The following is a 21415-nucleotide window of genomic DNA, read 5'->3' on the forward strand; positions in this document are numbered from 1 at the left end:
CCGCCCCGCCACGCACCCTTCCCTACGAAGGGAAGGCACGAAGATGTCACTGCAGAAGCAGACCGTTCTGGTCACCGGGGCCGGCCGCGGGCTCGGGCGGGAGATCGCCCAGGCGTTCGCCCACGAGGGCGCCCGCGTCGTCGTCAACTACCGGCGCAGCGGGGAGGCCGCACGGGCGCTGGCGGCGGGCCTCGGCGCGGACCGCGCCGTCGCGCTCGAGGCCGACGTCACCGACCGCGAACAGGTCGACGCCCTCTTCCGCGCCGCGGAGGAGCACTTCAACTCCCCCGTCACGACGGTCGTGAACAACGCCCTGCCGGACTTCACGTTCAACGGGGACGCCCGCCCCAAGGCGGACGGGATCGGCTACCCCGAGTTCGCCGCGCAGCTGGAGGGCATCCTCGGCGGGGCGGTGAACACGATCCAGGCCGCGCTGCCCGGCCTGCGCGCGGCCGCCGGCGGCAGCGTCGTGAACATCGGCACCAACCTCTTCCAGAACCCGGTGGTCCCCTACCACGACTACACCGCGGCGAAGGCCGCCCTGCTGTCCCTGACCCGCACGTTCGCCGCGGACCTCGGCCCGGAGAACATCCGCGTCAACATGGTCTCCGGGGGCCTGCTGCGCACCACGGACGCCTCCGCGGCGACGCCCGACGAGGTGTTCGACCTGATCGCCGGCTCCACCCCCCTGCGGAGGGTGACGACGCCGGCCGAGTTCGCGTCCGCCGTCCTGTTCTTCGCGTCGGACTGGTCGCGCGCGGTCACCGGGCAGAACCTGGTGGTCGACGGCGGCCTCGTCATGGACTAGCCCCATGCGCACGCTGCACCTCAACGCCTTCCTGTACGGGGCCGGCCACCACTCGGCCGCGTGGCGCCACCCCGCCTCCTCCGCGGACCGCCTCGGCGACATCGCCTACTTCGAGGAGCTGGCCCGCACCGCCGAACGCGGCTGCCTCGACGCCGTGTTCTTCGCCGACGGGCACGCCGTGAATCCCCAGTACTCGGCCGGGACCACGTGGTTCCTCGAGCCGATCACGGCCCTGTCCGCGATGGCCCGCGCCACGGAGCGGATCGGGCTGGTCACCACGGTCTCGGCCAGCTTCTACACGCCGTTCCACGCCGCCCGGATGCTCGCGTCCCTGGACCACATCAGCGGCGGCCGGGCCGGGGCGAACATCGTCACCTCGATGTTCGACGCCGAGGCCCGCAACCACGGGATGGAGGCCCTGCCCGCCCACGCCGAGCGGTACGCGCGGGCCGCGGAGTTCATCGGGGCGCTCACCGCGCTCTGGGACTCCTGGGAGGAGGGCGGCCTCGCCGTCGACCGCTCCGGCGCCCGGTACCTGGACGCGGAGCGGATCCACCCGGTCGGCCACGCCGGGGAGCACTTCCGCGTCGAGGGGCCGCTGACGGTCCCGCGCTGCCCGCAGGGCCGGCCCGTCCTGTTCCAGGCCGGGGCGTCGGAGGCGGGCCGGGACCTGGCGGCCCGCCACGCCGAGGCCGTGTACTCGGTGGCGTGGGACCGCGAGGCGGCCCTGGAGTACGCGACCGACCTGCGGCGGCGCGTCGACGCCGCCGGGCGGGAGGCCGACGGCGTCGCCGTCCTGCCCGGGCTCGTCACGTATGTCGGGGCGACCCACGAGGAGGCCCTCGCGAAGAAGGCCGCGCTGGATGCCTACCTGGTCACTGAGCAGGCCCTCGCGCAGCTGGGCGTGTTCACCGGGCAGGACTACACGGGGCACGACCTCGACGCGCCAGTGGAGGACCTGCCGCCGATCGGGGAGTTCGCCGGGCCGCAGGGCCGGTACGCCACCGTCCAGCGGATCATCGCCACCCGGCGGCCGACGCTGCGCGAGCTGCTCGGCTACCTCGCCGCCGGTGGCGGGCACGCGACCATGGTCGGGACGCCCGAGTCCGTCGCCGACGAGATCCAGGCGTGGTTCGAGTCCGGCGCGTGCGACGGCTTCAACCTGATGTGCCCGGCGTATCCGGCCTCGCTCGAGGACTTCGTGGACCTCGTCGTCCCCGAGCTGCAACGGCGCGGACTGTTCAGGACGGAGTACCCGGGTGCGACGCTGCGGGACTCCCTCGGGCTGCCGGTTCCGCACGCCGCGCGCGCCGGCGTGTAGCGTTTCCCGAGGGGCTTTGCAGACTGGCGCGCCCCGCAGTCGTTGTCCGGGCGATGACGGCGGGGCGCGCCTCCCCTTGCTAGCGGGCCTTCGGCTTGCGGACGTCCTTGATGATGTCCCCGGCCTGCCGGTACAGGTCGCGGGCGGCCGGGCTGTTGGCCAGCTTCACGAGCCGGCCGGCGGCGTCGACGGCGCGCTTGGCCGTCGCCTTGGCCTCGGGGCTCCTTGCGTAGCCCATGGCGCGGTCCCGGGCGGAGTTCGCCCTGGCCCTGGCCGCGTTGGCCCGCACGCGGGCCGCCTCGGCCGCCCTCCGGGCGGAATTGCCGGGGGTCGGGTCGTTGTACGTCATGGGCGTCGCCTTCCTTGGTGCCGGACGGCCGGTGCCGCTGAATCGTGGACCGGTCTCGGGAACATCCCATCATGCCCGCGCCGCCAGTGGAACCGCCGCGCGGACCGCGGGCGCTAGTCTGGCTGCGATCCCGAAGGAGGACCACATGCCCGCCACGACCGCCGCGGACGGCTCGCGGATCGCGTTCGCCGTCGACGGTTCCGGACCGGCGCTCCTGCTCCTGCCGGGCCAGGGGACGGACCGGCACTGGTGGGACCGCGTGCTGCCCGATCTTGCCCGGCACCACACCGTCGTCCGGCCGGACTACCTCGGCACCGGCGGCAGCGCGCCGGCCGACCACGCCGGGTACTCGACCCGCCGCTTCGCCGCCGACGCCGTCGCCGCCCTGGACGCGGCCGGCATCGACCGGTTCCACGTCTACGGGATCTCGATGGGCGGCAAGGTCGCCCAGTGGGTCGCGCTCGACCACCCGGACCGCGTGGACCGCCTGGTCCTCGGCTGCACCTCCCCCGGCGGCGCCGCCGCGGTCACCATGGACCGGGCCACGGCCGTCGCGTTCGGGAAGCCCGGCCAGGCGGGCCGGCGCGCCCTGCTCGAGTTGATGTACACGCCCGCCTGGCTCGCGGACCACGAACCCAACCCCGCCGTCGTCGCCGCCCCCGCCGCCCCGAGGGCCCGCGTCGGGCACCGAAAGGCCAGCCGGCAACACGACACCTCCGACCTGCTCGGCGCGCTGCGCGCCCCGACCCTGGTCCTCCAGGGCACGGACGACGCCATGATCCCGCCGGCCAACGCCGGCCTCCTCGCCGACCGGATTCCCGCTGCGCGGATCCACCGGTTCGAGGGCGCGCGGCATGCCTACTTCGAGGAGTGCCCGGAGGCCACCGACGTCGCCCTGGACTTCCTGCGCGCCGGCTGAGCGACCGTCCGCCTTCGGGGGGCGCCCCGGCCGCCCCCCCAATTTTGGGGGGCGTTTCGCGTGAACCACGGACGGGTGTCGTGCGTTCCAGCGGTACCACACCCGCATGCCGCCTTGGGGAAGCGGCCACAATTGAAGAAGGTGCGCCATGGCCCGCTCCACGGCCGCAGAGTTCTCCCTCCGCCGCCACACGGAACGCCAGACACGGCAGTTCGTGGGCGTGCTCGCCGTCGTGGCCATCGCCCTCTGGGCCCTGACGGTCTACCTGTCCTCCTTCGTCCAAACGGACGACAGCACCCACCTGATCGCGCTGGTGATCCATGTCCTGGCCCTCGTCGGGTCCTTCGGCGCGGTAGTCATGGTCGACTGGCACGGCATGCTGTGGCTGTTCGGACGGCGCGAGCTGTTCGAGACCATCCGGCTCGACGCCGCCGCCAGTCCGCTGATCTGGGGCGGCGTCGTCGTCATGCTCGCGACCGGCGTGTTCCTCGAGCCCGACCTCGCCTCGACGCTGACGGTCGCCAAGCTCATCGCCGTCCTGGTGTTGACCGTCAATGGGATCCTGCTGATCCCCCTGATGCGGCGGCTCGTCCGCATGCCCTCGCGCACGACGTTCATGTCCCTGCCGATCGGACAGCGCGTCCACATGGTCCTGTGCGCGACGATCTCGCAGGCCGCGTGGTGGACCGCCATCATCGTGGGCTTCATCAACGTCGCCGAATAGGTCCTAGACCCCGCGGGCCCGGCATCGACCCAGACGGTGCCGGACCCGCGGCTTGCCGCCGGAGCCTCCGGCCCGGCGCCGCGCCCGCTAGACCTCCTGAGCCCGGTGCGTGATCCGCCCGCCCAGGACCGTGAGCGCGATCGGGGCGTCCGCTAGCTCGTCCGGCGGCGCGGCCAGCGGGTCGACGGCGAACGCGGTGAAGTCCGCCCGCTGTCCGACGGCGATGCGTCCCGCCGCCGGGTCCCCCGCCGCGGCGGCGGCCATGGTCGTGTAGCCCTCGAGCGCCATCCGCGCCGTGAGCGACTGCTTCGGCAGGATCGGCTCGGAGTCGGCCCGGCCGGCGGGACGGCGCAGCTGGGCGTCGGCCAGGACGGCCCGCGGGTCGTAGGGGGCGACCGGCCAGTCGGAGCCCAACGCCAGGACGGCCCCCGCGTCGCGGAGGTCCCGGGTCCGGAAGGCCCGGTTCGCGCGCTCGGGACCCAGCCGCTCGGACCAGTTGTCGCTCTGGTCCGCCGCCGTGTAGTGCGTGCAGTGGGTGGGCTGCATGCTCGCGGTGACGCGGTGGCGGGCGAAGAGCGGCACCAGGTCGTCCGGGATCGTCTCGATGTGCTCGATCCGGTGCGGGGCCGCCGTCCGGCGCACGCCGGACAGGGTCTGTAGCGCGAACTCGACGCCGGCGTCCCCGATGGCGTGGGTGACGGTCGGGACCCCGGCGTCGGCGAGGTGCTCCACGGCCCACGCGTACTCCTCCGGGTCCGGCCAGAACGGCGCCACCGACTCCCCGTGGGTGTCGGGTGCCTGGAGCCAGGCGGTGCCGCCGTCGATCGTCCCGTCGATCATGAACTTCACGCCGTCGACCCTCCAGTCGCGCCCGCCCCGCCGTTGGAGGGCCACGAGCTCGTCGAGCGCCTCCACGCCCACGCCCGGGAAGCAGAACGGGGCGCAGCGCAGCCGCAGTGACAGGGCGCCGTCGTCGTCCAGCGCCGCGAGCAGCTCGCCGCTGTCCTCCTCGAAGTCCATGACGTGCGCCCCCACCAGCCCCGTGGCGGCCATGTCCCGGAACAGGCGGGCGAGACGCCGGCGGCGGTCGGCCGGCGCGGCCCGCGGCACGTGGTCGAAGACCAGGTTCACGGCGGCGTCCTCCAGCAGGTGCCCCGTGGGCTGCCCGGCCCCGTCGCACACCACCTCGGCCGCCTGGTCGAACTCCACCGGACCCGCCACCCCGGCCTTGCGGAGGGCGGTGGTGCTGGCCACCCCGGAGTGGGCGTCGGAGAAGCGGATGAACACGGGCCGGTCCGGGACCGCCTCGTCGAGCACCGCGTTGTCCACGGCCGCCCCGGCGAACACGTTGGGGTCCAGGCCCCAGCAGCTGACCCACCCGTCCGGGCCGCCGCCGTCGTCCGCCGCCGCCCGGCGGAGCGCCGCGCGCAGGTGCTCCAGCGACTCGACGCCGGAGAGGTCGTGTCCCTCGCTGAACGTCAGGCCCATCACGGGGTGCAGGTGCCCGTCGATAAGACCCGGCGCCAGGGTAGCCGCCCCGAGGTCGACGACGTCGGCGCCCGCGCCCGCCCAGGACCTCGCCCGGCGCCGGTCCCCGAGCTCGGCGATCCTCCCGCCGCGGACCAGGACCGCCTGCACGGGCTCGGGGCCGCGCTCCGTGGCCGGGTCGAGGGTGTGGACCGTGTCCGCGAGCAGGACGAGGTCGCGGCTCACGGGGCGGCCTCGAGCGCCGGCTCGGACGCGGCCGGCGTGGCGCCGCCGTGCTCGGACACGCCGCTCCGCCGCGAGACCACGAGGAGCGCGGCGCCGAACGCGAGGCTCGGTACGCCGGCCAGTAGGCCGAACTGCAGGAGCCCGACGGACTCGATGAGCACCCCGCCGACCAGCGGTCCGAGCGCGATGCCCGTGATGTAGACGCCGGAGACGAGCGCGGCCACGCGGCCCGTGACGTCCATGCGGGCGGCCAGGGCGAACACCAGGGACAGCACCGCGCCGTACATGACGCCCCAGGCGACGATCGCCACGGCGTAGACGGCCGGGATGGTGGTCGTGACGATCAGGAACTTGCTCACCGAGCTGACGACGACGATTGCGAAGATCGACCACGACCGCCCGACCGTGCGCAGGGCGAGGGGCGCGACCAGGGCGCCGGCGAGCCCGCCGACGATGTTCAGCGAGATGAGCATCGAGGACTGTTCTACGGCCAGGCCCACGTGGGTGGTCGCCAGCAGTTCCGTCATGGCGTAGACCATGTCCTCCGTCATCGACCACAGGCCGAAGACGGTGGCGAGGACGACGGCCAGCAGGCCGACGCGGGCGCGGGGCGCGGGCGTCGCCGGCCGCTGCGGGGCGGGGACGACGGCGGCCCCGTCCGCGGCGGGGACGGCCGGGGCGGCGGCGCGGGGGACGCGCCCCACCGACGGCAGCCCGCCCGCGGTGAGTAGCCCGGCCAGGCCCAGCACCGCCGGGATGGCCAGGATCAGCCGCAGGTTCTGGCCCAGGAACGGGATCACGGCCAGCAGCAGCGCGGCGAAGAGGCGGTTGACGATCATGACGGCGCTGGCCGTCTTGTCCGGGTCGGCGGTCATCGCCGACGCCGCCGTCGCCGCGGCGACCGTGATGCCCGCCCCGATGCCGCCGAGGACGACGCCGGCGGAGACCGCGGCCGGGGTCATGGCGACCGCCCCGAGCCCGAAGCCCGCGGCGAGGGTCGCCAGGCCGATCCGGGCCAGGACGGGGCGGGACAGGCGGGCGACGACGGCGTTCGTGGCGAAGATCGCCCCGGCCGTCCCGAGGGACATGGCGGTCGCGAGGCCGGCGGCGGCCGAGATGTCGAACCCCAGGTCGGCGACGAGCGCGCCGATCATGACGGGAACGAGGTTGGCCGCCAGCAGGGCGAGCACCCACGTGCCCAGGAAGGCGGTCACGACGCGCGGCGTCAGGGCCGTCGGGTGGGTGGCGGTGGTTGCCATGGTGGGCTCCTCAGCAGGAAGGGAGGTGGGTCGGGCGGGCGGCTACGCGGTCGGGTGCGCGGTCGGCTGTTGCTGGGTGATGCAGTGGATGCCTCCGCCGCGGGCGAAGATCTCCCGGGCGTCGACGCCGACGACCTCGCGGCCCGGGTAGGCCTGGGCGAGGACGGCCAGGGCCTCGGCGTCGTGGGGGTCGTCGAAGGTGCAGGCGACGACGCCGCCGTTGACGACCAGGTGGTTGAGGTAGGAGTAGTCGACCCACCCCTCGCCGTCGCGCAGGGTGGCCGGCGCCGGGACGGACAGGATCCGCCAGGGCCGGCCGGCGGCGTCGGTCGAGCCCTCGAACACCGCGCGGATCCGGCGCGAGACCCCGTGGTCCGGGTGGGCGGGGTCGCGCTGGTCGTGCAGCAGGACGGTGCCGGGGCTGGGGATGGCCGCGACGATGTCCACGTGCCCGCGCGTGCCGAACCGGCCGTTGTCCCTGGTCAGCCCGCAGGGCAGCCAGACGGTCTTGAGCGCGCCGAGGAGCCGGGCGAATTCCGCCTCGATGTCGGCCTTCGTGGCCCCGGGGTTGCGGCCGGGGTCGAGCTGGACGGTCTCGGTGGCCAGGACCGTGCCCTCTCCGTCCGTGTGGATGCCGCCGCCCTCGTTGACGATCCGGGCCCGGACGCTCGGGACGCCGGCCAGCCCGGCGACCTCCCCGGCGATGTGCCGGTCGCGGTCCCACTCGGCCCAGTCCTGGGCGCCCCAGCCGTTGAACCCCCAGTCGACGGCGGCGAGCGCCCCGTCGGCGCCCCGCACGAACGTCGGGCCCATGTCCCGCATCCACGCGTCGTTCAGGGGCCGGACCGCGTAGTCGACGGCGTCGCCGAGGTGGCGCTGCGCGTCGTCCTTCGCGGCCGGGTCCACGACCATGGTCACCGGGGCGAAGCGGGCGACGGCGCGGGCGGTCTCGGCCCAGGCCGCGCGGGCGGCCTCGGCCTGCTCCTCGGTGTCCCCCAGCGTGTAGCCGCCGGAGGGGAAGGCCATCCAGACCCGCTCCTGGGGGCCGGTCTCGGCCGGCATGCGGTACCCCACGGCTACGCCCCCGCCACGGCCGCGGCGGCCGGCGCCTGCGCGGGCTCCGGGCGCGTGCGGGCGCCGCCGTCGTCCTCCCGCTCCCCCAGCGGCGTGCCCGCGACCGGCGCGGTGAGCGCGCCGTACGTGTCCGGGCGGCGGGTGCGCAGGAACGGGAAGAGGGTGAGCCAGTCGCGGCGGGCGTCGAGGTCGAGCGGGGCGACGAGGACGGCCGAGCCCTGCCTTGGGGCGCGGACCAGGATGCGGCCGAACGGGTCGGAGATGAAGGAGGACCCGTAGAAGGAGACCTTGCCCTCGTCGCCCCAGCGGTTCGGGACGATCATGTGCAGGCCGTTGGCGATTCCGTTGCCGACGATGGTCTGGCGCCACAGCGGCTCGGTGTCGAACGCCGGGTGGTCCGGCTCGGAGCCGATGGCGGTCGGGTAGGCGAGGGCGTCCGCGCCGGCCAGCGAGTAGATGCGGGCGGGCTCGGCGAACCACTCGTCCCAGCAGGTGGGCAGGCCCAGCCGCAGCCCGGCGGGGCCCTCGTGGACCGGGTAGGGGTCCCCGGCGGGGCCGGGCCGGAAGTACCGGTCCTCGTGGTAGCCGGCGGTGCGCGGGATGTGCAGCTTGTGGGTGGCGCCGGCCAGCGTCCCGTCGGGGGCGACGAGGATCGCGGTGTTCAGGCCGAGCCCGTCTCCGGCGTCGGAGCGCTGGTAGAGGGACGCGTGGACGTGGACGCCGCGGCGGGCGGCCTGCTCGGCGGCGAACGCGAAGGTCGGTCCCTCGAGCAGGTCCTCGGCGGCGTCGGAAGGGACGCCCTCCGGCAGCGTGTCCGCCGGGTAGCGCGAGAGCGTCAGCTCGGGCAGGAACACGGCGGCCGCGCCGTGGCCTGCGGCGCGGGCAATGCCCTCGGCGAGTTCCGCGCGGAGCGCGGCGCCGTCCTCCTGCCAGCGGTGCTGGACCAGGCCGACGACGGCGGTGCCGCGCCCCGGCGCCTCCGTGCGGCAGGGCGGGGACGGCGGGGTCTGGAGGACGATCTCCTGCATGGCGTGCTGCTCCTCGTGGGTTCCGGCGGCGGAGCCACCGATAAACGAATTTGATTCGTTTATGAGTATGAGGGGTGTCACAGGCGGCGCGCAAGAGGAAAAACGAATAGGATTCGTTGAAGTTGGATCCGCCCACGTCAGGAGCATGCATGGCCCGCCCGAGCAGCCCGAAGCTCTCCCCGGAGTCGATCGCGCGGGCGGCCCTGCGCCTGGTCGACAAGCACGGCGAGTTCACCATCCCGCAGGTCGCCGACGCGCTGAAGGTCCGCCAGTCCTCGCTCTACAACCACGTGGGCGGCAAGGCCGAGATCGTCGAGCTGATGCGCGGAACGGCGATGGGCGCCGTGGAGGTGCCCGACGGCGGCGGCGCGGACTGGCGGGACGTGCTGCGGCGGATCGCGGTCGTCTACCTGGACTCGTACGCGCGGCACCCGCGGCTGATCCCGCTGCTGACCACGCACACCGTGCGGGACCCGACGACGCTGCGGGTCTACGACGCGCTGGCCGACGCGCTGGCCGGCGCCGGGTTCGGCCCGGAGGAGCGGCTGGAGGCGATCACGATCATCGATTCGTTCGTGCTCGGCTCGGCCCTCGACGCCGCGGCGCCGGCCGTGGTGTGGGAGGCCGACGCCGGGGCCGGCGAGGCGTTCCGCGAGGCCCTCGAGGCCGGGATGGGGGCGCCCGACCGGGCGAGGAAGGCGTTCCTGGCCGGGCTGGAGATCATCCTGGCGGGGCTGGAGCGGCTGCGGGACTGACGCGGCGGGCCGCGGCCCCCACCGGCTCGCTGCACGCGTGTCGCCACCCGGCCCGCGAGCGGATCAAAGCCGTTGCCACGCATGGCCGCCGGCCGATGACGGGGGCGGGCGAGACCACCCCCTGCGCACGAAACGACCCGGCCCGCACGAAACGACCCGACGCGGGCGACACCACCCCCTACGCACGAAGCGACCCGACGCGTGCGAGACGACCCGGCATGCTGGGTCATCTCGCACGCGACGGGTCTCCTCGCACGCGGCGGGTCTGCGGACCGGCGTTGACCCACCCGTCAACGCGCGGTCCCGGGACACCGTCAGGTCCCACGCGGCCCCATTCCGCCACTCCGAGGGCCGCCGACGATCCGGGGTCGGTCCTGGGTAGTCGTCCCGGACCTTCCGAGTCGACGGGCGTCAGCTCAGGATGTCCTTCGACGCGAAGCGCCCGTACGCCAGGGACCCGAAGACGGCCACGTACCCGGCCTGCAGCAGCGCGTTCTCGCGGAACGAGTCCCACAGGATCGGCTCCCGCAGCAGGTCTGCGAACCCCAGCCAGTGGTGCGTGAACAGCCACGGGTGCAGCCACTCCAGCTGCGGCAGGGACCCCACGATCTGGGACACGATGGCCAGCACCACGGCGGTGGCCATCGCCCCGACCGGCACGTCCGTGAGCGTCGAGACGAACAGCCCGATCGCCGCAAACCCGGCCAGCGACACCGCCGAGTACAGGGCGATCAGCCCGATGCGCGCCAGTGTCTCGGCCGTGTCGATCGTGCTCCCCGACGGCAAGACCACCGGCCCGGTGTCGAACAACGCCAACCCGGTCAGCACCCCGGCCCCGGCCACGACCACCGCCGCGGACAGGCAGAACACGACGGCGGCCGCGTACTTCACGGCCAGGAGCCCGGCCCGCCGGACCGGCGCGGTGAGCAGGTAGCGCAGCGTCCCCTGGGAGGCCTCCCCCGCCACCGAGTCCCCGGAGACCACGGAGACGGTCAGCGGCAGGAACAGCGGCGTGCACACGAACAGCGCGGCCACGGCCAGGAACAGCCCGTTGCCGGCCACCTGGTCCAGGAACGCGGGCCCGCGCCCGCGGGGCGGCCCCGACGAGACGCGGACGGCCACGCCCATGAGCACCGGCACGGCGGCCAGCGCCGCGAACAGCGCCCACGTCCGCCGCCGGCGGTACAGCAGCCCCAGCTCGGAGAACAGCAGCGCCGTCCCTGTGCGGAGCGCGCCCGGCCGCACGACACGCTCGGGCGCCGCCGCCCGGTGCTCGGCCCCGGAGCCGCCCGGGCCCCGCGCGTCTTCGGCCGCGTCCGGCTCAGCGCTCAACGTCGAACCCCTCCCCCGTCAGCTGCACGAACCGCTCCTCCAGTGTCGAATGCTCCACCGCGAACCCACGCACGCCCACGCCGTCGGCCACCAGCTCGGCGACGATCCGCTCGGGCGCCGGATCCGCCGGGCCGTGCGCGGCGCGAACGGCCGCGTCGTCGTACCCGTCCCCGGGCGCGGGGGCGCCGCCGTCGGCCACCTCGAGCCCCAGCCGGCGCAGCACGGCGGCCGCGCGGCCGGGCTCGCGCGTGCGGACGACGACGCGGCCGGCCCCGCCGTCGCGCAGCGAGGCGAGCGTCCCCTGGGCGACGAGGTTGCCGTTGCTCATGACGGCGGCGTGGGTGCACACCTGCTCGATCTCGGACAGCAGGTGACTGGAGACGAAGACGGTGGCGCCGGTCCCGGCGAGCGAGCCGATGAGGTTGCGGACCTCGCGCGTGCCCTGCGGGTCGAGCCCGTTGGTCGGCTCGTCGAGGACGAGCAGCTCCCGCTCGGAGGTCAGCGCGTTGGCCAGGCCGAGCCGCTGCTTCATGCCCAGCGAGTACGCGTGGACGGGCACCTTCGCGGCCTGCCCGAGCCCGACGCGCTCCAGCGCGCGGTCGATGCGCCGCTTGCGCGTGGCGGGGTCGGAGCTGCGGTCGGCGGCGTCGAGGCGCAGCAGGTTGGCCCGGCCGGACAGGTAGGGGTAGAACGCCGGCCCCTCCACGAGCGCGCCGACGCGGGGCAGCACGTCCAGCGCGGCCGCGGGCATCGGCCGGCCGAGCACGGAGATGTCCCCGCCGGTCGCGGACGCGAGTCCCAGCAGCATGCGGATGGTGGTCGTCTTCCCGGAGCCGTTGGGGCCGAGGAACCCGAACACGGAGCCGCGCGGGACGGACAGGTCGAGGGCGTTGACGGCCCGCTTGGACCCGTAGCGCTTGGTCAGGCCGCGGGTGCGGATCGCCAGCTGGGGATCCGCGGCGTCGGGGGCGGCGCTCACTCGGTGCCGGCCACGTCCAGCAGCCGCTCGAGCGGCACGGCGCCGGCGAGGACCCGGCCGTCGTCGGCGATCAGCACGGTCGCGAGCGGCGTGCTGAGCACCTTCCCGGCGTCGGTGTCGGTCGCGTACTGCTCCACCAGCGGGGAGGCGGCCAGGTCCTCCGGGACCTCGTCGGCGGGGATGACGACGACGGCGTCCCAGCCGGTGCCGCGGGCGACGTCGGCGTCCCCACGGTCCCCGTCCCGGGCGTGGTCCTTGGCGTCCTGGAGGTGTTCGCGCTTCGCCTCGTGGTCCTGGGCCTCGTGCTCCTCGACGGTGGCGCCCTCGGGCGGGGTGAACTCGAAGATCGACGCGTCCGGGGCCTCGGGGGTGAAGGAGGTGAAGCCGACGCTGATGGCCGGGTCCTCCTGGCCGACGGCGTTGACCTGCACCTGGAGGGCCGTGCCGGTGGCGGCGTCGATGGCGAGCGTGACGTCCTCGACGAGCGTGTCCTCCGTCTTCGGGTCGATGCGGAGCGTGTAGGCGTCGCGGCCGGCGACCCGGGTGTCCTGCTCGACCGTGACCTCCGTGGTGGGGCCGGCCTGGTCGAGGAACTTCGCCGCGAGCTCGTCGGGGGTCTGGGTCTCGCCGGGCAGGACGCCGCCGCCGCGGTTGCGCGGGGCCAGCCCGTGGCCGTCCCCGTGCTCGGGCAGGGTGGCGTGCGTGGCGGTGTTCTCCGCGGAGTCGTAGAGCCACACGTCGTCGCCGTTGCGGACGACGTTGCGCTCGTCGGTGCCCTCGAAGACCTGGAGGCGGGCCTTGTCCTTGCCGTCCACGAACACGCGGGCCTCGTGGGTCCCGGAGAGCAGGTCGAACGCCTCCGCGAGCTTGGCCTGCCCGCGGTCCGCGCCGTCGTCCTCCCCCGCGCCGGAGGAGTCGCCGTGGCGGAACGGGCTGGAGCCGGAGTCGCCGTCGGCGCCGGGCAGCTGCGGCAGGCCCAGCGCGAAGCTGGCCTCGAACGTGCCGGAGAAGGAGTGCGTCTCGTGCCCGGCGGCCAGCGCCAGGACCTCCTGGGCGGTCTTGTCGGGCAGGTCGCTGTCCGCGTTCGCGGCGATCCCGCCTCCCAGGGCAAGGGCCCCGACGACGGCGGGCACGGCGACGGCCGGCACCCACTTCCTGCGCTGTTCCGAATTCATGTCTCGCACCCCGGTGGTCTCGCGTGTACTCCCACGGTACGCCGCGCGCCCGCGGATCGCGACGCGGGCGCGCGCGTCGCGCCGTGCCCGCCACGGCGGGGCACCCGGCGAACCGGCCCCCGGGCCCGGGCGGTGTCGCGGCGGCACGAGGCCCGAAGCGTCGGGCCGCCCCCGTACAATCGGTGCCACAACACCAAAAACTTCATGGGGGGAACATGTTCGGGGGGACCAGTGCGGCCGCATCCGCGGCCGGATCAAAGATCGGGATCACTCTGGCGGCGGGGGTGGCTGTCGCTGCGCTGGCGACCGGCGCGGTCGCGGCGACGGTGAACGCCAACGACGATTCGCAGGGCACGGTCGTCCGGGTGATCGACGGCGACACGTTCGTGGCCGAGATCGCGGGCGACGAGCAGACAGTCCGGCTGCTGAACGTCGACACGCCGGAGACGAAGCACCCGAGCCAGCCGGTGGAGTGCCTCGGGCCCGAGGCCACCGAGCACCTCGAGTCGCTCCTCCGGCCGGGCGACCGGGTGGGGCTCGAGTACGACGTCGAGCGCACCGACCGCTACGGACGCACCCTCGCCGGCGTGTACAAGGACGACTCGCTGGTCAACGCGGACATCGCCGCGGCCGGTCTCGGCGTCGCCGTGCTCTACGAGCCGAACCGCAGGTTCTACGACGAGGTCCTCGCCGCCCAGAGCGAGGCCACGGCGCGGCCGGCCGGGCTGTTCGATCCGCAGGTCGAGTGCACGATCCCCGCGGGCATCCAGCCCGCCCTCGCCCAGGCCGCGGCGCTTCCGGCGCAGGCGCCCGCCACGGCGGCCCAGGCCGCCGCCATGGCAGGCACGGCGGGCGCCGCGGTCTCCGCCGTCGGGCTGGCGCAGCAGGGATTGGGCGCGCTGAAGAGCGGTGGGTCGGCCGTGGAGAAGGCGGTCCTAGCCTCGGCCGGGACCGCGTGGCTGGCCTCGCTCTCGGACGCGAAGTCGACCGCCGGGGATCGCCGGGCCGAACTCAAGGCCGCGCACAAGACCCTCAAGGCCGAGGAGAAGGCCGCCCGCGAGGCCGAGCAGCGGCGGAAGGCGGCCGCGGAGGCCAAGCGCAAGGCGGAGGCGAAGGCGAAGCGCGAGGCCGCCGAAAAGGCCGCGGCCGAGCAGCGCGCGGCAGAACAGCGCGCCGCCGAGGAGCGGGCGGAGCGCGAATGGGCCGAGGAGCAGGCCGCGCGGGAGGCGGCGGAGCGCGAGGCGGCGCGGGAGGCCCAGCGCCGGGAATCGAGTTCCGGCGGTGGCTTGGGCGGCACCTCGTCCAACCCCTACCCGGGCTACACGGGCCCCCGGTGCTACGCCCCGGGCGGCAAGACGTGGAAGCCCTGCGGATAGGGCCGCCGCGCCCGACGCCGCCCGTTTCACACATCTGGTAGACAGTAGCCATGGGGGCGAAAACGAAGTCGTGGCGGCCGCACCGTCCGGCGGGGCTGGACCGGACGTTCCCGCCGCTGGTGTGCGCGCTGCTGTTCTTCTTCCTGCAGCTCGGGCTCGGCGTGTGGGCCGGCCTGTGGTGGGCGCAGCGGCCCGTCCTGCAGGAGGCCGAGGGCCCGATCATCGTCGGCCTGCTCTCGATCCTGATGTGGCTGGGCATGGTCGTCGCGATCGTGGTCGCGGTCTTCCGCGCGTCGCGGTCCATCGACTGGCTCGTGGACCGCGAACTGGTCCGCGGCCGCTGAGGGACGGGACGGCCGGGCCGGCCCGCCGCCCTCCGGACAGCGCCAGCGCGGTCGCCCAGCGCGGCCGCCCAGCGCGCCCGGCGGTGTGCGCCACGCCACAACGCCTAGGGTGGGAACCATGTCCCCCACGACGATCCGCGGCGCCGTCCTGACGGCCATCGGCGCCCCGCGCCCCTACGCCGACTCCCGCCCGCTCGAGCTCCGCGACCTCCGCTTGGACCCGCCCGGCCCCGGCGAGGTGCTGGTGCGGATCGAGGCCGCCGGCGTGTGCCACTCCGACCTCTCCGTCGTCGACGGCAACCGGGTCAGGCCCGTCCCGATGCTGCTCGGCCACGAGGCCGCGGGCGTCGTCGAGGCGCTCGGCGACGGCGTGGCGGACGTCGCCATCGGCGAGCGCGTGGTCATGGTCTTCCTGCCCCGCTGCGGCGAGTGCGCGGCGTGCGCCACGGACGGGCGCCTGCCGTGCGAGCGCGGCAGCGCATCCAACGCGGCCGGCGAGCTGCTCGGCGGCGGGCGCCGGATCCGGGACGGCGGCGGCGCCCCCGTGCACCACCACCTCGGCGTCTCGGCGTTCGCCACGCACGCCGTCGTCGACCGCCGGTCCGTCGTGCCCGTGGGCCAGGACGTCCCCGCGGACATCGCCGCGGTCCTGGGGTGCGCGGTGCTCACAGGCGGCGGGGCGGTCGTGAACGCCGCGCGACCGGGCGGGCACGACGACGTCGCCGTCGTGGGGCTGGGCGGCGTGGGCATGGCGGCGCTGATGGTCGCCCGTGCGGTGACGGACGGCCGCGTCGTCGGGATCGACCAGCAGCCGGACAAGCTGGCCCTGGCCCGGGAGCTGGGCGCCGACGACGCCATGACCCCGGCGGAGGCCGAGGAGCGCGGGCTCAAGGCGCCCGCCGTCGTCGAGGCCGCCGGGCACCCCCTGGCGTTCGAGACGGCGGTGCGGCTCACCGCGCCCGGCGGGACGACCGTGACGGTCGGGCTGCCCGCCCCGGACGCGGTCTCGCGGGTCTCCCCGCTGGGCCTGACGGCCGAGGCGCGCACGATCACCGGCAGCTACCTCGGCTCGGCCGTGCCGGCCCGCGACGTGCCCCGCTTCGCCGAGCTGTGGCGGCGGGGCAAGCTGCCGCTCGAGCGGCTCGTCACCCGGCGCATCCGCCTCGAGGACGTCAACGACTCCATGGACGAGCTCGCGGACGGGCGCGCCGTGCGGCAGGTCATCGAGTTCTGACCCGGCCGCTCGGCGGCCGCCGCCGCTCCGGGGTCCGCAGCCCGACGACGGCGGCGCGCGGGTCCCGGGCGCGGCGACGGCGGGGCCCCCGCGGGCCCCGCCGTCGTTTCCCGGCCGTCAGTGGGTCGGGAACCCCATGCTGATCTGGGACTCGCTCGGCTCCGGCCAGCGGCTGGTGACCACCTTGCGCCGGGTGTAGAAGTTGAACGACTCCGGCCCGTACATGTGCGTGTCCCCGAACAGGGAGTCCTTCCAACCGCCGAAGCTGAACGCGCCGATCGGCACGGGGATGGGCACGTTGACGCCGACCATGCCGACCTCGATGTCGAACTCGAACTCGCGGGCCGTCTTGCCGTCGCGCGTGAACACGGCGGTGCCGTTGGCGAAGCGGTTCGAGTTGATCAGGTCCACGGCCTCGCCGTAGGTGTCGACGCGGACGACGGCGAGCACGGGCCCGAAGATCTCCTCGTCGTAGACGCGCATGCCCGGCCGCACGTGGTCGACCAGCGACGGGCCGATGAAGTGGCCGCCGCCGTCGAATTCCAGCTCGCGCCCGTCCAGGACCACGGTGCCGCCCTCGGCGGCCGCCCCCTCGACGAACCCGGCCACCCGGTCCCGCGCGGCGGCGGTGATGAGCGGGCCCATGTCGGAGGCGGGGTCCGTCCCGTCGCCGACGACCAGCTTCACGGCGCGGTCGCGGATCTTGCCGACCAGGCCGTCCGCGATCGGGCCGACGGCGACGACGACGGAGACCGCCATGCACCGCTCCCCCGCCGAGCCGTACGCGGCGGAGATCGCGGCGTCGGCGGCGGCGTCCAGGTCCGCGTCCGGCATGACCACCATGTGGTTCTTCGCCCCGCCGAGCGCCTGCACGCGCTTGCCGTGCGCGGCCGCGGTCGAGTAGACGTGCTTGGCGATGGGCGTGGACCCGACGAACGAGACGGCGGAGATCCCGGGGTTGGCCAGGATCTCGTCGACCGCCTCCTTGTCGCCGTGGACCACGTTGAGGATCCCGTCCGGCAGGCCGGCATCGCGGAACGCCTGGGCGATCCACACGGACGCCGAGGGGTCCCGCTCGCTCGGCTTGAGGATGACCGCGTTGCCGGCGGCGATCGCGGTGGTGATCATCCACAGCGGGACCATGGCCGGGAAGTTGAACGGGGTGATGCAGGCGACGACGCCCAGCGGCTGGCGGGTCTGGTGGACGTCGACGCCGGTGGCGACCTGCTCGGCGAACTCGCCCTTGAGGTGGTGCATCAGCCCGGTGCAGAAGTCGACGTTCTCCAGGCCGCGGACGATCTCCCCGCCGGCGTCGGAGAGCACCTTCCCGTGCTCGGCCGTGATGAGGGCTGCCAGCTCGTCGCGGCGCTCGTCGATGAGCTGGCGGACCTTGAACAGGACCTGGCTGCGCTTGGCGAGCCCGGTCCGGCGCCACGCGCGCTGGGCCTCGGCGGCGACGGCGACGGCGTCGCGCACGGTCTGCGCGTCGGCCAGCGCGAGCCGCGCGGTGGCCTCCCCGGTGGCGGGGTTGAACACGGGCGCGTGGCGCGCGGCCGCCGTGACGGGGGCCCCGCCGATGACGTGGCCGATGGTGGGCAGGCCCTCGAGCGGGGCGGTGGCGTTCTCGGTGCTGGTGGCGGTCATGGCGCTCAGGCCTCCTTGTTGTAGCCGCGGACGGTGCCGTCCGGGGAGACGTTCTTGACGATGAGGGAGCAGTCCTTGTCGGCCAGCCCCTCGGCGATGAGGGTGTCGAAGTGCTCGCGGGCGAGCGTCGCGGCCGGGAGCTTGACCCCGGTCATCTCGCCCGCGTCGAGGGCCAGCCCGACGTCCTTGCGGGCCAGGTCCACGCGGAACGTGGCCTCGAACTTCTTGTTGGCGGCGGCCGTGTCGATGACGCCCGGCACCGGGTACCAGGTCTGCTGGGCCCAGGACCGGCCCGAGGACACGGAGGCGATCTCCCAGAAGACCTTCGGGTCCAGGCCCAGGTGCTCGGCCAGCTGCGAGCCCTCCGAGGCGGCCATGAGGTCGATGAACAGCATCATGTTGTTGCAGATCTTCGCGGCGATCCCCGCCGTGGCGCCCCCGGCGGCGATGGTCTTGCCGGCCATGGGTTCGATGAACGCCGTCGCCTCCGCGACGGGGGCGTCCTCGCCGCCGACCATGAACGCGAGCGTCGCGGCCTCGGCGCCGGAGATCCCGCCGGAGACGGGCGCGTCCACGAACCGGAAGCCCCGGGCCGCGGACTGCCCGTGGCAGTACCGGGAGGTCTCGATGTCCACGGTGGAGCTGTCCACCAGCAGGGTGCGCTCGTCGGCGCGGGCCCAGATCCCGTCCGTTCCGTCGTAGACGGCGCGGACGTGCTCGCCCTTGGGGAGCATCGTGAAGACGACGTCGGCCCCGGCGACGGCCTCGGCCACGCTGCCGACCGCCGTGACGCCGCGCGCCGCCGCCTCCTCGAGCGCCCCCTGGTTCAGGTCGAACCCCTGCACGGTGTGTCCGGCGGCCACCAGGTTGGCCGTCATCGGCCCGCCCATGTTCCCCAGACCGATCCATCCGTAGACGGCCATGGCATCCTCCTCGATCGCGTTTTCCGTTGTGATGCCCCTCACGCTAGGGGGCGGAGGCTGCGGCATCAACGCACGGGACGGCGGGAAGTTTGCACCCATGCCGTGCATGGACGCACAATGCGGGGATGGACCAGCCCGCGGCGCACCACCACCTCGAAGCCCTCATGACGTTCCTCGCGGTGGCCCGGCTCGGCCGCTACACGGCGGCGGGCGAGGCCCTGGGCGTCAACCACTCCACCGTCTCGCGCCGGATCGCGGCGCTGGAGAAGTCGATGGGCGGGCGCGTCCTCGCGCGCACGCCCTCCGGCTGGGAGGTCACGGCGCTGGGGCGCCGCGCCCTGTCGGCCGCGGAGACGGTGGAGGGGGCGCTGTCGCGCCTGGTGGACGACGACGGCGGCGCCGTCGCCGGCTCGGTCCGGCTCGGCACGCCGGACGCCTTCGCGGTGCACGTCGCGGCCCCGGCCATGGCCCGGCTCCAGGACGACCACCCGAGCCTCGCCGTCGAACTCATCAGCGCCACCCAGCGCGCGCGCCAGACCCGCTCCGGGCTGGACCTGGAGCTCGTCGTCGGCCGGCCGCAGGTGCACCGGGCGACGGCGGCCCACGTGATGGACTACGCGCTGGGGTTGTACGCCACGACCGAATACCTCGCCGAGCGCGGCACGCCCGAATCCATCGCGGCCCTCGCGGGGCACCGGCTCAACTACTACGTCGAGACCGTGCTGAGCATCGACGACCTGGACCGGGCCACGGAGGCGCTGCCGCCGATGCGCCGGGGCGTGGCCTCCACGAACGTGTTCGCGCACGTCTCCGCCACGCTCGCCGGCGCGGGGATCGGCCTGCTGCCGGACTTCGTCGCGGCCCGGGAGCCGGGCCTGCGCCGCGTGCTCCCGCGGGAGTACGCGCACCCGCTGTCCTACTGGGCCGTGGGCCGCGAGGAGGCGCTGCGCAACCCCGCGGTCCAGGCCGCCTACGCGGCCCTGTGCGACTACGGGCGGTCCATCCCCCGCTGACGCGCCGAGGCGCCCGGGCGGCGCGGTGCCGCCAGGGCGCCCCTCGTCCGGCGCGGGACCGGTCAGACGCCGGTGGTGGTGTCGCGGCGCGCGGGGGCGCCGCCGTCGTCCGCCTGCGCCGGGCCCCCGAGGAACCGCTGCCGGTCCAGCTCGTCCAGGTCCCGCAGGGACGAGCCGCGGGTCTCGCGCAGGGCCAGGACGGCGACCATCGTCAGGGCCGCGGCCACGGTGATGTAGATGGCCACCGGGACCCAGCTGCCGAACTCGCTCAGCAGCGCCGTCGCGATGATCGGCGCCATCGAGCCGGCCACGATCGAGGTGACCTGGTAACCGAGCGAGACGCCGGAGTAGCGCATCCGCGTCGGGAACATCTCGGCCATGATCGACGGCTGCCCGGCGTACATGAGCCCGTGCACGAACAGGCCGGCGATGATGGCCAGCAGGATCACGAGGTCGTTCGCGGTGTCGAACATCGGGAAGGCCACGAAGCCCCACACGACCATGAGGGCCACGCCGGCGCCGTAGACGGGGCGGCGGCCCACCAGGTCGGTCGCGAGCCCGACCAGCGGGACCATGCAGAAGTGCAGGGCATGGGCCAGGAGCATCAGGCCCAGGATGGTCGAGGTGTCCTTGTCGACCTGGGTGGCCAGGTACGTGATGGAGAACGTGACGACCATGTAGTAGAGGACGTTCTCGCCGAGGCGCAGGCCCATGGCGGTGAAGACGCCGCGCGGGTAGCGCTTGAAGACCTCGACGACGCCGTAGCCGGCCTGCTTGTTCTGCTCGAGCTCGCCCTTGGCCTCGTGGAAGATCGGGGCGTCGCTGATCTTGGTGCGGATGTAGTAGCCGACCGCGACGATGACGACGGAGAGCCAGAAGCCGACGCGCCAGCCCCAGGCCAGGAACGCCTCCGGGGTGAGCGTCCAGGACAGGACGAGCAGCACGATGGTCGCCAGCAGGTTGCCCATCGGGACGGCGGCCTGCGGCCAGCTGGCCCAGAAGCCGCGCTGCTTGTCCGGGGCGTGCTCGGCGACGAGCAGGACGGCGCCGCCCCACTCCCCGCCGACCGCGAAGCCCTGCAGGAACCGCAGCACCACGAGCAGGATCGGGGCGGCGTAGCCGATCGCGTCGAAGGTGGGCAGGCAGCCCATGAGGAACGTGGAGACGCCGACCAGGATGATGGCCACCTGGAGCAGGTGCTTGCGGCCGAACCGGTCGCCGAAGTGCCCGAACACGATGCCGCCGATGGGCCGCGCGATGAAGCCGACGGCGTAGGTCAGGAACGCCTTGATGATGTTGTCGAGCTCGTTGTCGGTCGGCGGGAAGAAGATCTGGTTGAAGACCAGGGTCGCCGCCGTCGCGTAGAGGAAGAACTCGTACCACTCGACGACTGTGCCGGCCATCGACGCCATGACGACCCGGCGCAGCCCCCGCCGCTCGGTCGT

At 74.4% G+C, this 21415-nt stretch carries 20 protein-coding genes; 9 read left to right on the forward strand and 11 right to left on the reverse strand.

The genetic code is table 11. The features are described 5' to 3' along the window. The first annotated feature begins 43 nt into the window (after positions 1–43). On the forward strand, positions 44–808 hold the full coding sequence (locus tag AC1Q5D_RS06055) for a 3-oxoacyl-ACP reductase (protein ID WP_481737670.1): 765 nt from the start codon (positions 44–46) through the stop codon (positions 806–808). 4 nt (positions 809–812) lie between these two features. Next, positions 813–2129, forward strand: coding sequence for an LLM class flavin-dependent oxidoreductase (locus AC1Q5D_RS06060; protein ID WP_481737671.1), 1317 nt, complete (start codon positions 813–815; stop codon positions 2127–2129). A 79-nt stretch (positions 2130–2208) separates the two neighbouring features. Here AC1Q5D_RS06060 and AC1Q5D_RS06065 read toward each other — a convergent pair whose 3' ends face one another. Beyond that, the gene (locus AC1Q5D_RS06065; protein ID WP_481737673.1) at positions 2209–2478 is read right to left on the reverse strand and encodes a hypothetical protein; all 270 of its coding nucleotides are present in this window, start codon (positions 2476–2478) and stop codon (positions 2209–2211) included. A gap of 145 nt (positions 2479–2623) precedes the next feature. Here AC1Q5D_RS06065 and AC1Q5D_RS06070 point away from each other — a divergent pair, with 145 nt between their 5' ends. After that, on the forward strand, positions 2624–3397 hold the full coding sequence (locus tag AC1Q5D_RS06070) for an alpha/beta fold hydrolase (RefSeq protein ID WP_481737674.1): 774 nt from the start codon (positions 2624–2626) through the stop codon (positions 3395–3397). Positions 3398–3545: 148 nt separating this feature from the next. Beyond that, complete coding sequence (locus AC1Q5D_RS06075) at positions 3546–4121, forward strand: hypothetical protein (RefSeq protein WP_481737675.1); 576 nt, start codon at positions 3546–3548, stop codon at positions 4119–4121. Between the two features lie 87 nt (positions 4122–4208). Here the strand turns inward: AC1Q5D_RS06075 and AC1Q5D_RS06080 are convergent, their stop codons facing one another. The 4 genes from AC1Q5D_RS06080 to AC1Q5D_RS06095 are packed head-to-tail and all read right to left on the reverse strand — an operon-like array spanning position 4209 to position 9195. Then, positions 4209–5834, reverse strand: coding sequence for an amidohydrolase (locus AC1Q5D_RS06080; protein ID WP_481737676.1), 1626 nt, complete (start codon positions 5832–5834; stop codon positions 4209–4211). After that, on the reverse strand, positions 5831–7093 hold the full coding sequence (locus tag AC1Q5D_RS06085; protein WP_481737677.1) for an MFS transporter: 1263 nt from the start codon (positions 7091–7093) through the stop codon (positions 5831–5833). The genes AC1Q5D_RS06080 and AC1Q5D_RS06085 overlap by 4 nt, the downstream gene beginning before the upstream one ends. Before the next feature lie 42 nt (positions 7094–7135). Beyond that, on the reverse strand, positions 7136–8155 hold the full coding sequence (locus AC1Q5D_RS06090) for an agmatine deiminase family protein (RefSeq protein ID WP_481737678.1): 1020 nt from the start codon (positions 8153–8155) through the stop codon (positions 7136–7138). Positions 8156–8169: 14 nt separating this feature from the next. Continuing rightward, a complete protein-coding gene (locus AC1Q5D_RS06095) occupies positions 8170–9195 on the reverse strand; it encodes a nitrilase-related carbon-nitrogen hydrolase (protein ID WP_481737679.1) in 1026 nt (341 codons plus the stop codon). A 149-nt stretch (positions 9196–9344) separates the two neighbouring features. Between AC1Q5D_RS06095 and AC1Q5D_RS06100 the strand changes: the two genes are divergently transcribed. After that, the gene (locus AC1Q5D_RS06100) at positions 9345–9950 is read left to right on the forward strand and encodes a TetR/AcrR family transcriptional regulator C-terminal domain-containing protein (RefSeq protein WP_481737680.1); all 606 of its coding nucleotides are present in this window, start codon (positions 9345–9347) and stop codon (positions 9948–9950) included. A gap of 411 nt (positions 9951–10361) precedes the next feature. Here AC1Q5D_RS06100 and AC1Q5D_RS06105 read toward each other — a convergent pair whose 3' ends face one another. The 3 genes from AC1Q5D_RS06105 to AC1Q5D_RS06115 form a co-directional block, all read right to left on the reverse strand. After that, the gene (locus AC1Q5D_RS06105; RefSeq protein ID WP_481737724.1) at positions 10362–11162 is read right to left on the reverse strand and encodes an ABC transporter permease; all 801 of its coding nucleotides are present in this window, start codon (positions 11160–11162) and stop codon (positions 10362–10364) included. 109 nt (positions 11163–11271) lie between these two features. Continuing rightward, entirely contained in the window at positions 11272–12261 is a 990-nt protein-coding gene (locus AC1Q5D_RS06110) for an ABC transporter ATP-binding protein (protein ID WP_481737681.1), read from the reverse strand. Beyond that, the gene (locus tag AC1Q5D_RS06115; RefSeq protein ID WP_481737682.1) at positions 12258–13436 is read right to left on the reverse strand and encodes a LolA family protein; all 1179 of its coding nucleotides are present in this window, start codon (positions 13434–13436) and stop codon (positions 12258–12260) included. The genes AC1Q5D_RS06110 and AC1Q5D_RS06115 overlap by 4 nt, the downstream gene beginning before the upstream one ends. Positions 13437–13720: 284 nt before the next feature. On the opposite strand from AC1Q5D_RS06115, the gene AC1Q5D_RS06120 reads away from it, so the two are divergent. The 3 genes from AC1Q5D_RS06120 to AC1Q5D_RS06130 all read left to right on the forward strand — a co-directional run bounded on the left by AC1Q5D_RS06120 (position 13721) and on the right by AC1Q5D_RS06130 (position 16390). Further along, on the forward strand, positions 13721–14812 hold the full coding sequence (locus AC1Q5D_RS06120; RefSeq protein ID WP_481737683.1) for a thermonuclease family protein: 1092 nt from the start codon (positions 13721–13723) through the stop codon (positions 14810–14812). A gap of 50 nt (positions 14813–14862) precedes the next feature. Continuing rightward, positions 14863–15156 carry a hypothetical protein gene (locus AC1Q5D_RS06125; protein ID WP_481737684.1) on the forward strand — a complete coding sequence of 98 codons (294 nt, stop codon included), beginning with the start codon at positions 14863–14865 and terminating at the stop codon, positions 15154–15156. A gap of 118 nt (positions 15157–15274) precedes the next feature. After that, positions 15275–16390 (forward strand): alcohol dehydrogenase catalytic domain-containing protein, encoded by a 1116-nt coding sequence (locus AC1Q5D_RS06130; protein ID WP_481737685.1) that lies wholly within the window; start codon positions 15275–15277, stop codon positions 16388–16390. Between the two features lie 117 nt (positions 16391–16507). Here AC1Q5D_RS06130 and AC1Q5D_RS06135 read toward each other — a convergent pair whose 3' ends face one another. Together AC1Q5D_RS06135 and mmsB are read right to left on the reverse strand one after the other, a co-directional pair. Next, on the reverse strand, positions 16508–18034 hold the full coding sequence (locus tag AC1Q5D_RS06135; RefSeq protein WP_481737686.1) for a CoA-acylating methylmalonate-semialdehyde dehydrogenase: 1527 nt from the start codon (positions 18032–18034) through the stop codon (positions 16508–16510). A 5-nt stretch (positions 18035–18039) separates the two neighbouring features. Next, positions 18040–18957 carry a 3-hydroxyisobutyrate dehydrogenase gene (mmsB, locus tag AC1Q5D_RS06140; protein WP_481737687.1) on the reverse strand — a complete coding sequence of 306 codons (918 nt, stop codon included), beginning with the start codon at positions 18955–18957 and terminating at the stop codon, positions 18040–18042. Positions 18958–19082: 125 nt separating this feature from the next. On the opposite strand from mmsB, the gene AC1Q5D_RS06145 reads away from it, so the two are divergent. Further along, on the forward strand, positions 19083–19970 hold the full coding sequence (locus AC1Q5D_RS06145; RefSeq protein ID WP_481737688.1) for a LysR family transcriptional regulator: 888 nt from the start codon (positions 19083–19085) through the stop codon (positions 19968–19970). 62 nt (positions 19971–20032) lie between these two features. Here AC1Q5D_RS06145 and AC1Q5D_RS06150 read toward each other — a convergent pair whose 3' ends face one another. Continuing rightward, a complete protein-coding gene (locus tag AC1Q5D_RS06150) occupies positions 20033–21382 on the reverse strand; it encodes an MFS transporter (RefSeq protein ID WP_481737725.1) in 1350 nt (449 codons plus the stop codon). Positions 21383–21415 lie beyond the last annotated feature (33 nt).

The sequence above is a fragment of the Arthrobacter paludis genome (genome assembly GCF_056782315.1).

What these genes read in the sequence shown, in the direction of transcription:
- mmsB (WP_481737687.1), bottom strand. Translation starts at nt 18,957, where the DNA reads ATGGCCGTCTACGGATGGATCGGTCTGGGGAACATGGGCGGGCCGATG.
- AC1Q5D_RS06090 (WP_481737678.1), bottom strand. Translation starts at nt 8,155, where the DNA reads ATGCCGGCCGAGACCGGCCCCCAGGAGCGGGTCTGGATGGCCTTCCCC.
- AC1Q5D_RS06060 (WP_481737671.1), top strand. Translation starts at nt 813, where the DNA reads ATGCGCACGCTGCACCTCAACGCCTTCCTGTACGGGGCCGGCCACCAC.
- AC1Q5D_RS06095 (WP_481737679.1), bottom strand. Translation starts at nt 9,195, where the DNA reads ATGCAGGAGATCGTCCTCCAGACCCCGCCGTCCCCGCCCTGCCGCACG.
- AC1Q5D_RS06070 (WP_481737674.1), top strand. Translation starts at nt 2,624, where the DNA reads ATGCCCGCCACGACCGCCGCGGACGGCTCGCGGATCGCGTTCGCCGTC.
- AC1Q5D_RS06125 (WP_481737684.1), top strand. Translation starts at nt 14,863, where the DNA reads ATGGGGGCGAAAACGAAGTCGTGGCGGCCGCACCGTCCGGCGGGGCTG.
- AC1Q5D_RS06055 (WP_481737670.1), top strand. Translation starts at nt 44, where the DNA reads ATGTCACTGCAGAAGCAGACCGTTCTGGTCACCGGGGCCGGCCGCGGG.
- AC1Q5D_RS06065 (WP_481737673.1), bottom strand. Translation starts at nt 2,478, where the DNA reads ATGACGTACAACGACCCGACCCCCGGCAATTCCGCCCGGAGGGCGGCC.
- AC1Q5D_RS06145 (WP_481737688.1), top strand. Translation starts at nt 19,083, where the DNA reads ATGGACCAGCCCGCGGCGCACCACCACCTCGAAGCCCTCATGACGTTC.
- AC1Q5D_RS06100 (WP_481737680.1), top strand. Translation starts at nt 9,345, where the DNA reads ATGGCCCGCCCGAGCAGCCCGAAGCTCTCCCCGGAGTCGATCGCGCGG.
- AC1Q5D_RS06130 (WP_481737685.1), top strand. Translation starts at nt 15,275, where the DNA reads ATGTCCCCCACGACGATCCGCGGCGCCGTCCTGACGGCCATCGGCGCC.
- AC1Q5D_RS06135 (WP_481737686.1), bottom strand. Translation starts at nt 18,034, where the DNA reads ATGACCGCCACCAGCACCGAGAACGCCACCGCCCCGCTCGAGGGCCTG.
- AC1Q5D_RS06150 (WP_481737725.1), bottom strand. Translation starts at nt 21,382, where the DNA reads ATGGCGTCGATGGCCGGCACAGTCGTCGAGTGGTACGAGTTCTTCCTC.
- AC1Q5D_RS06115 (WP_481737682.1), bottom strand. Translation starts at nt 13,436, where the DNA reads ATGAATTCGGAACAGCGCAGGAAGTGGGTGCCGGCCGTCGCCGTGCCC.
- AC1Q5D_RS06075 (WP_481737675.1), top strand. Translation starts at nt 3,546, where the DNA reads ATGGCCCGCTCCACGGCCGCAGAGTTCTCCCTCCGCCGCCACACGGAA.
- AC1Q5D_RS06085 (WP_481737677.1), bottom strand. Translation starts at nt 7,093, where the DNA reads ATGGCAACCACCGCCACCCACCCGACGGCCCTGACGCCGCGCGTCGTG.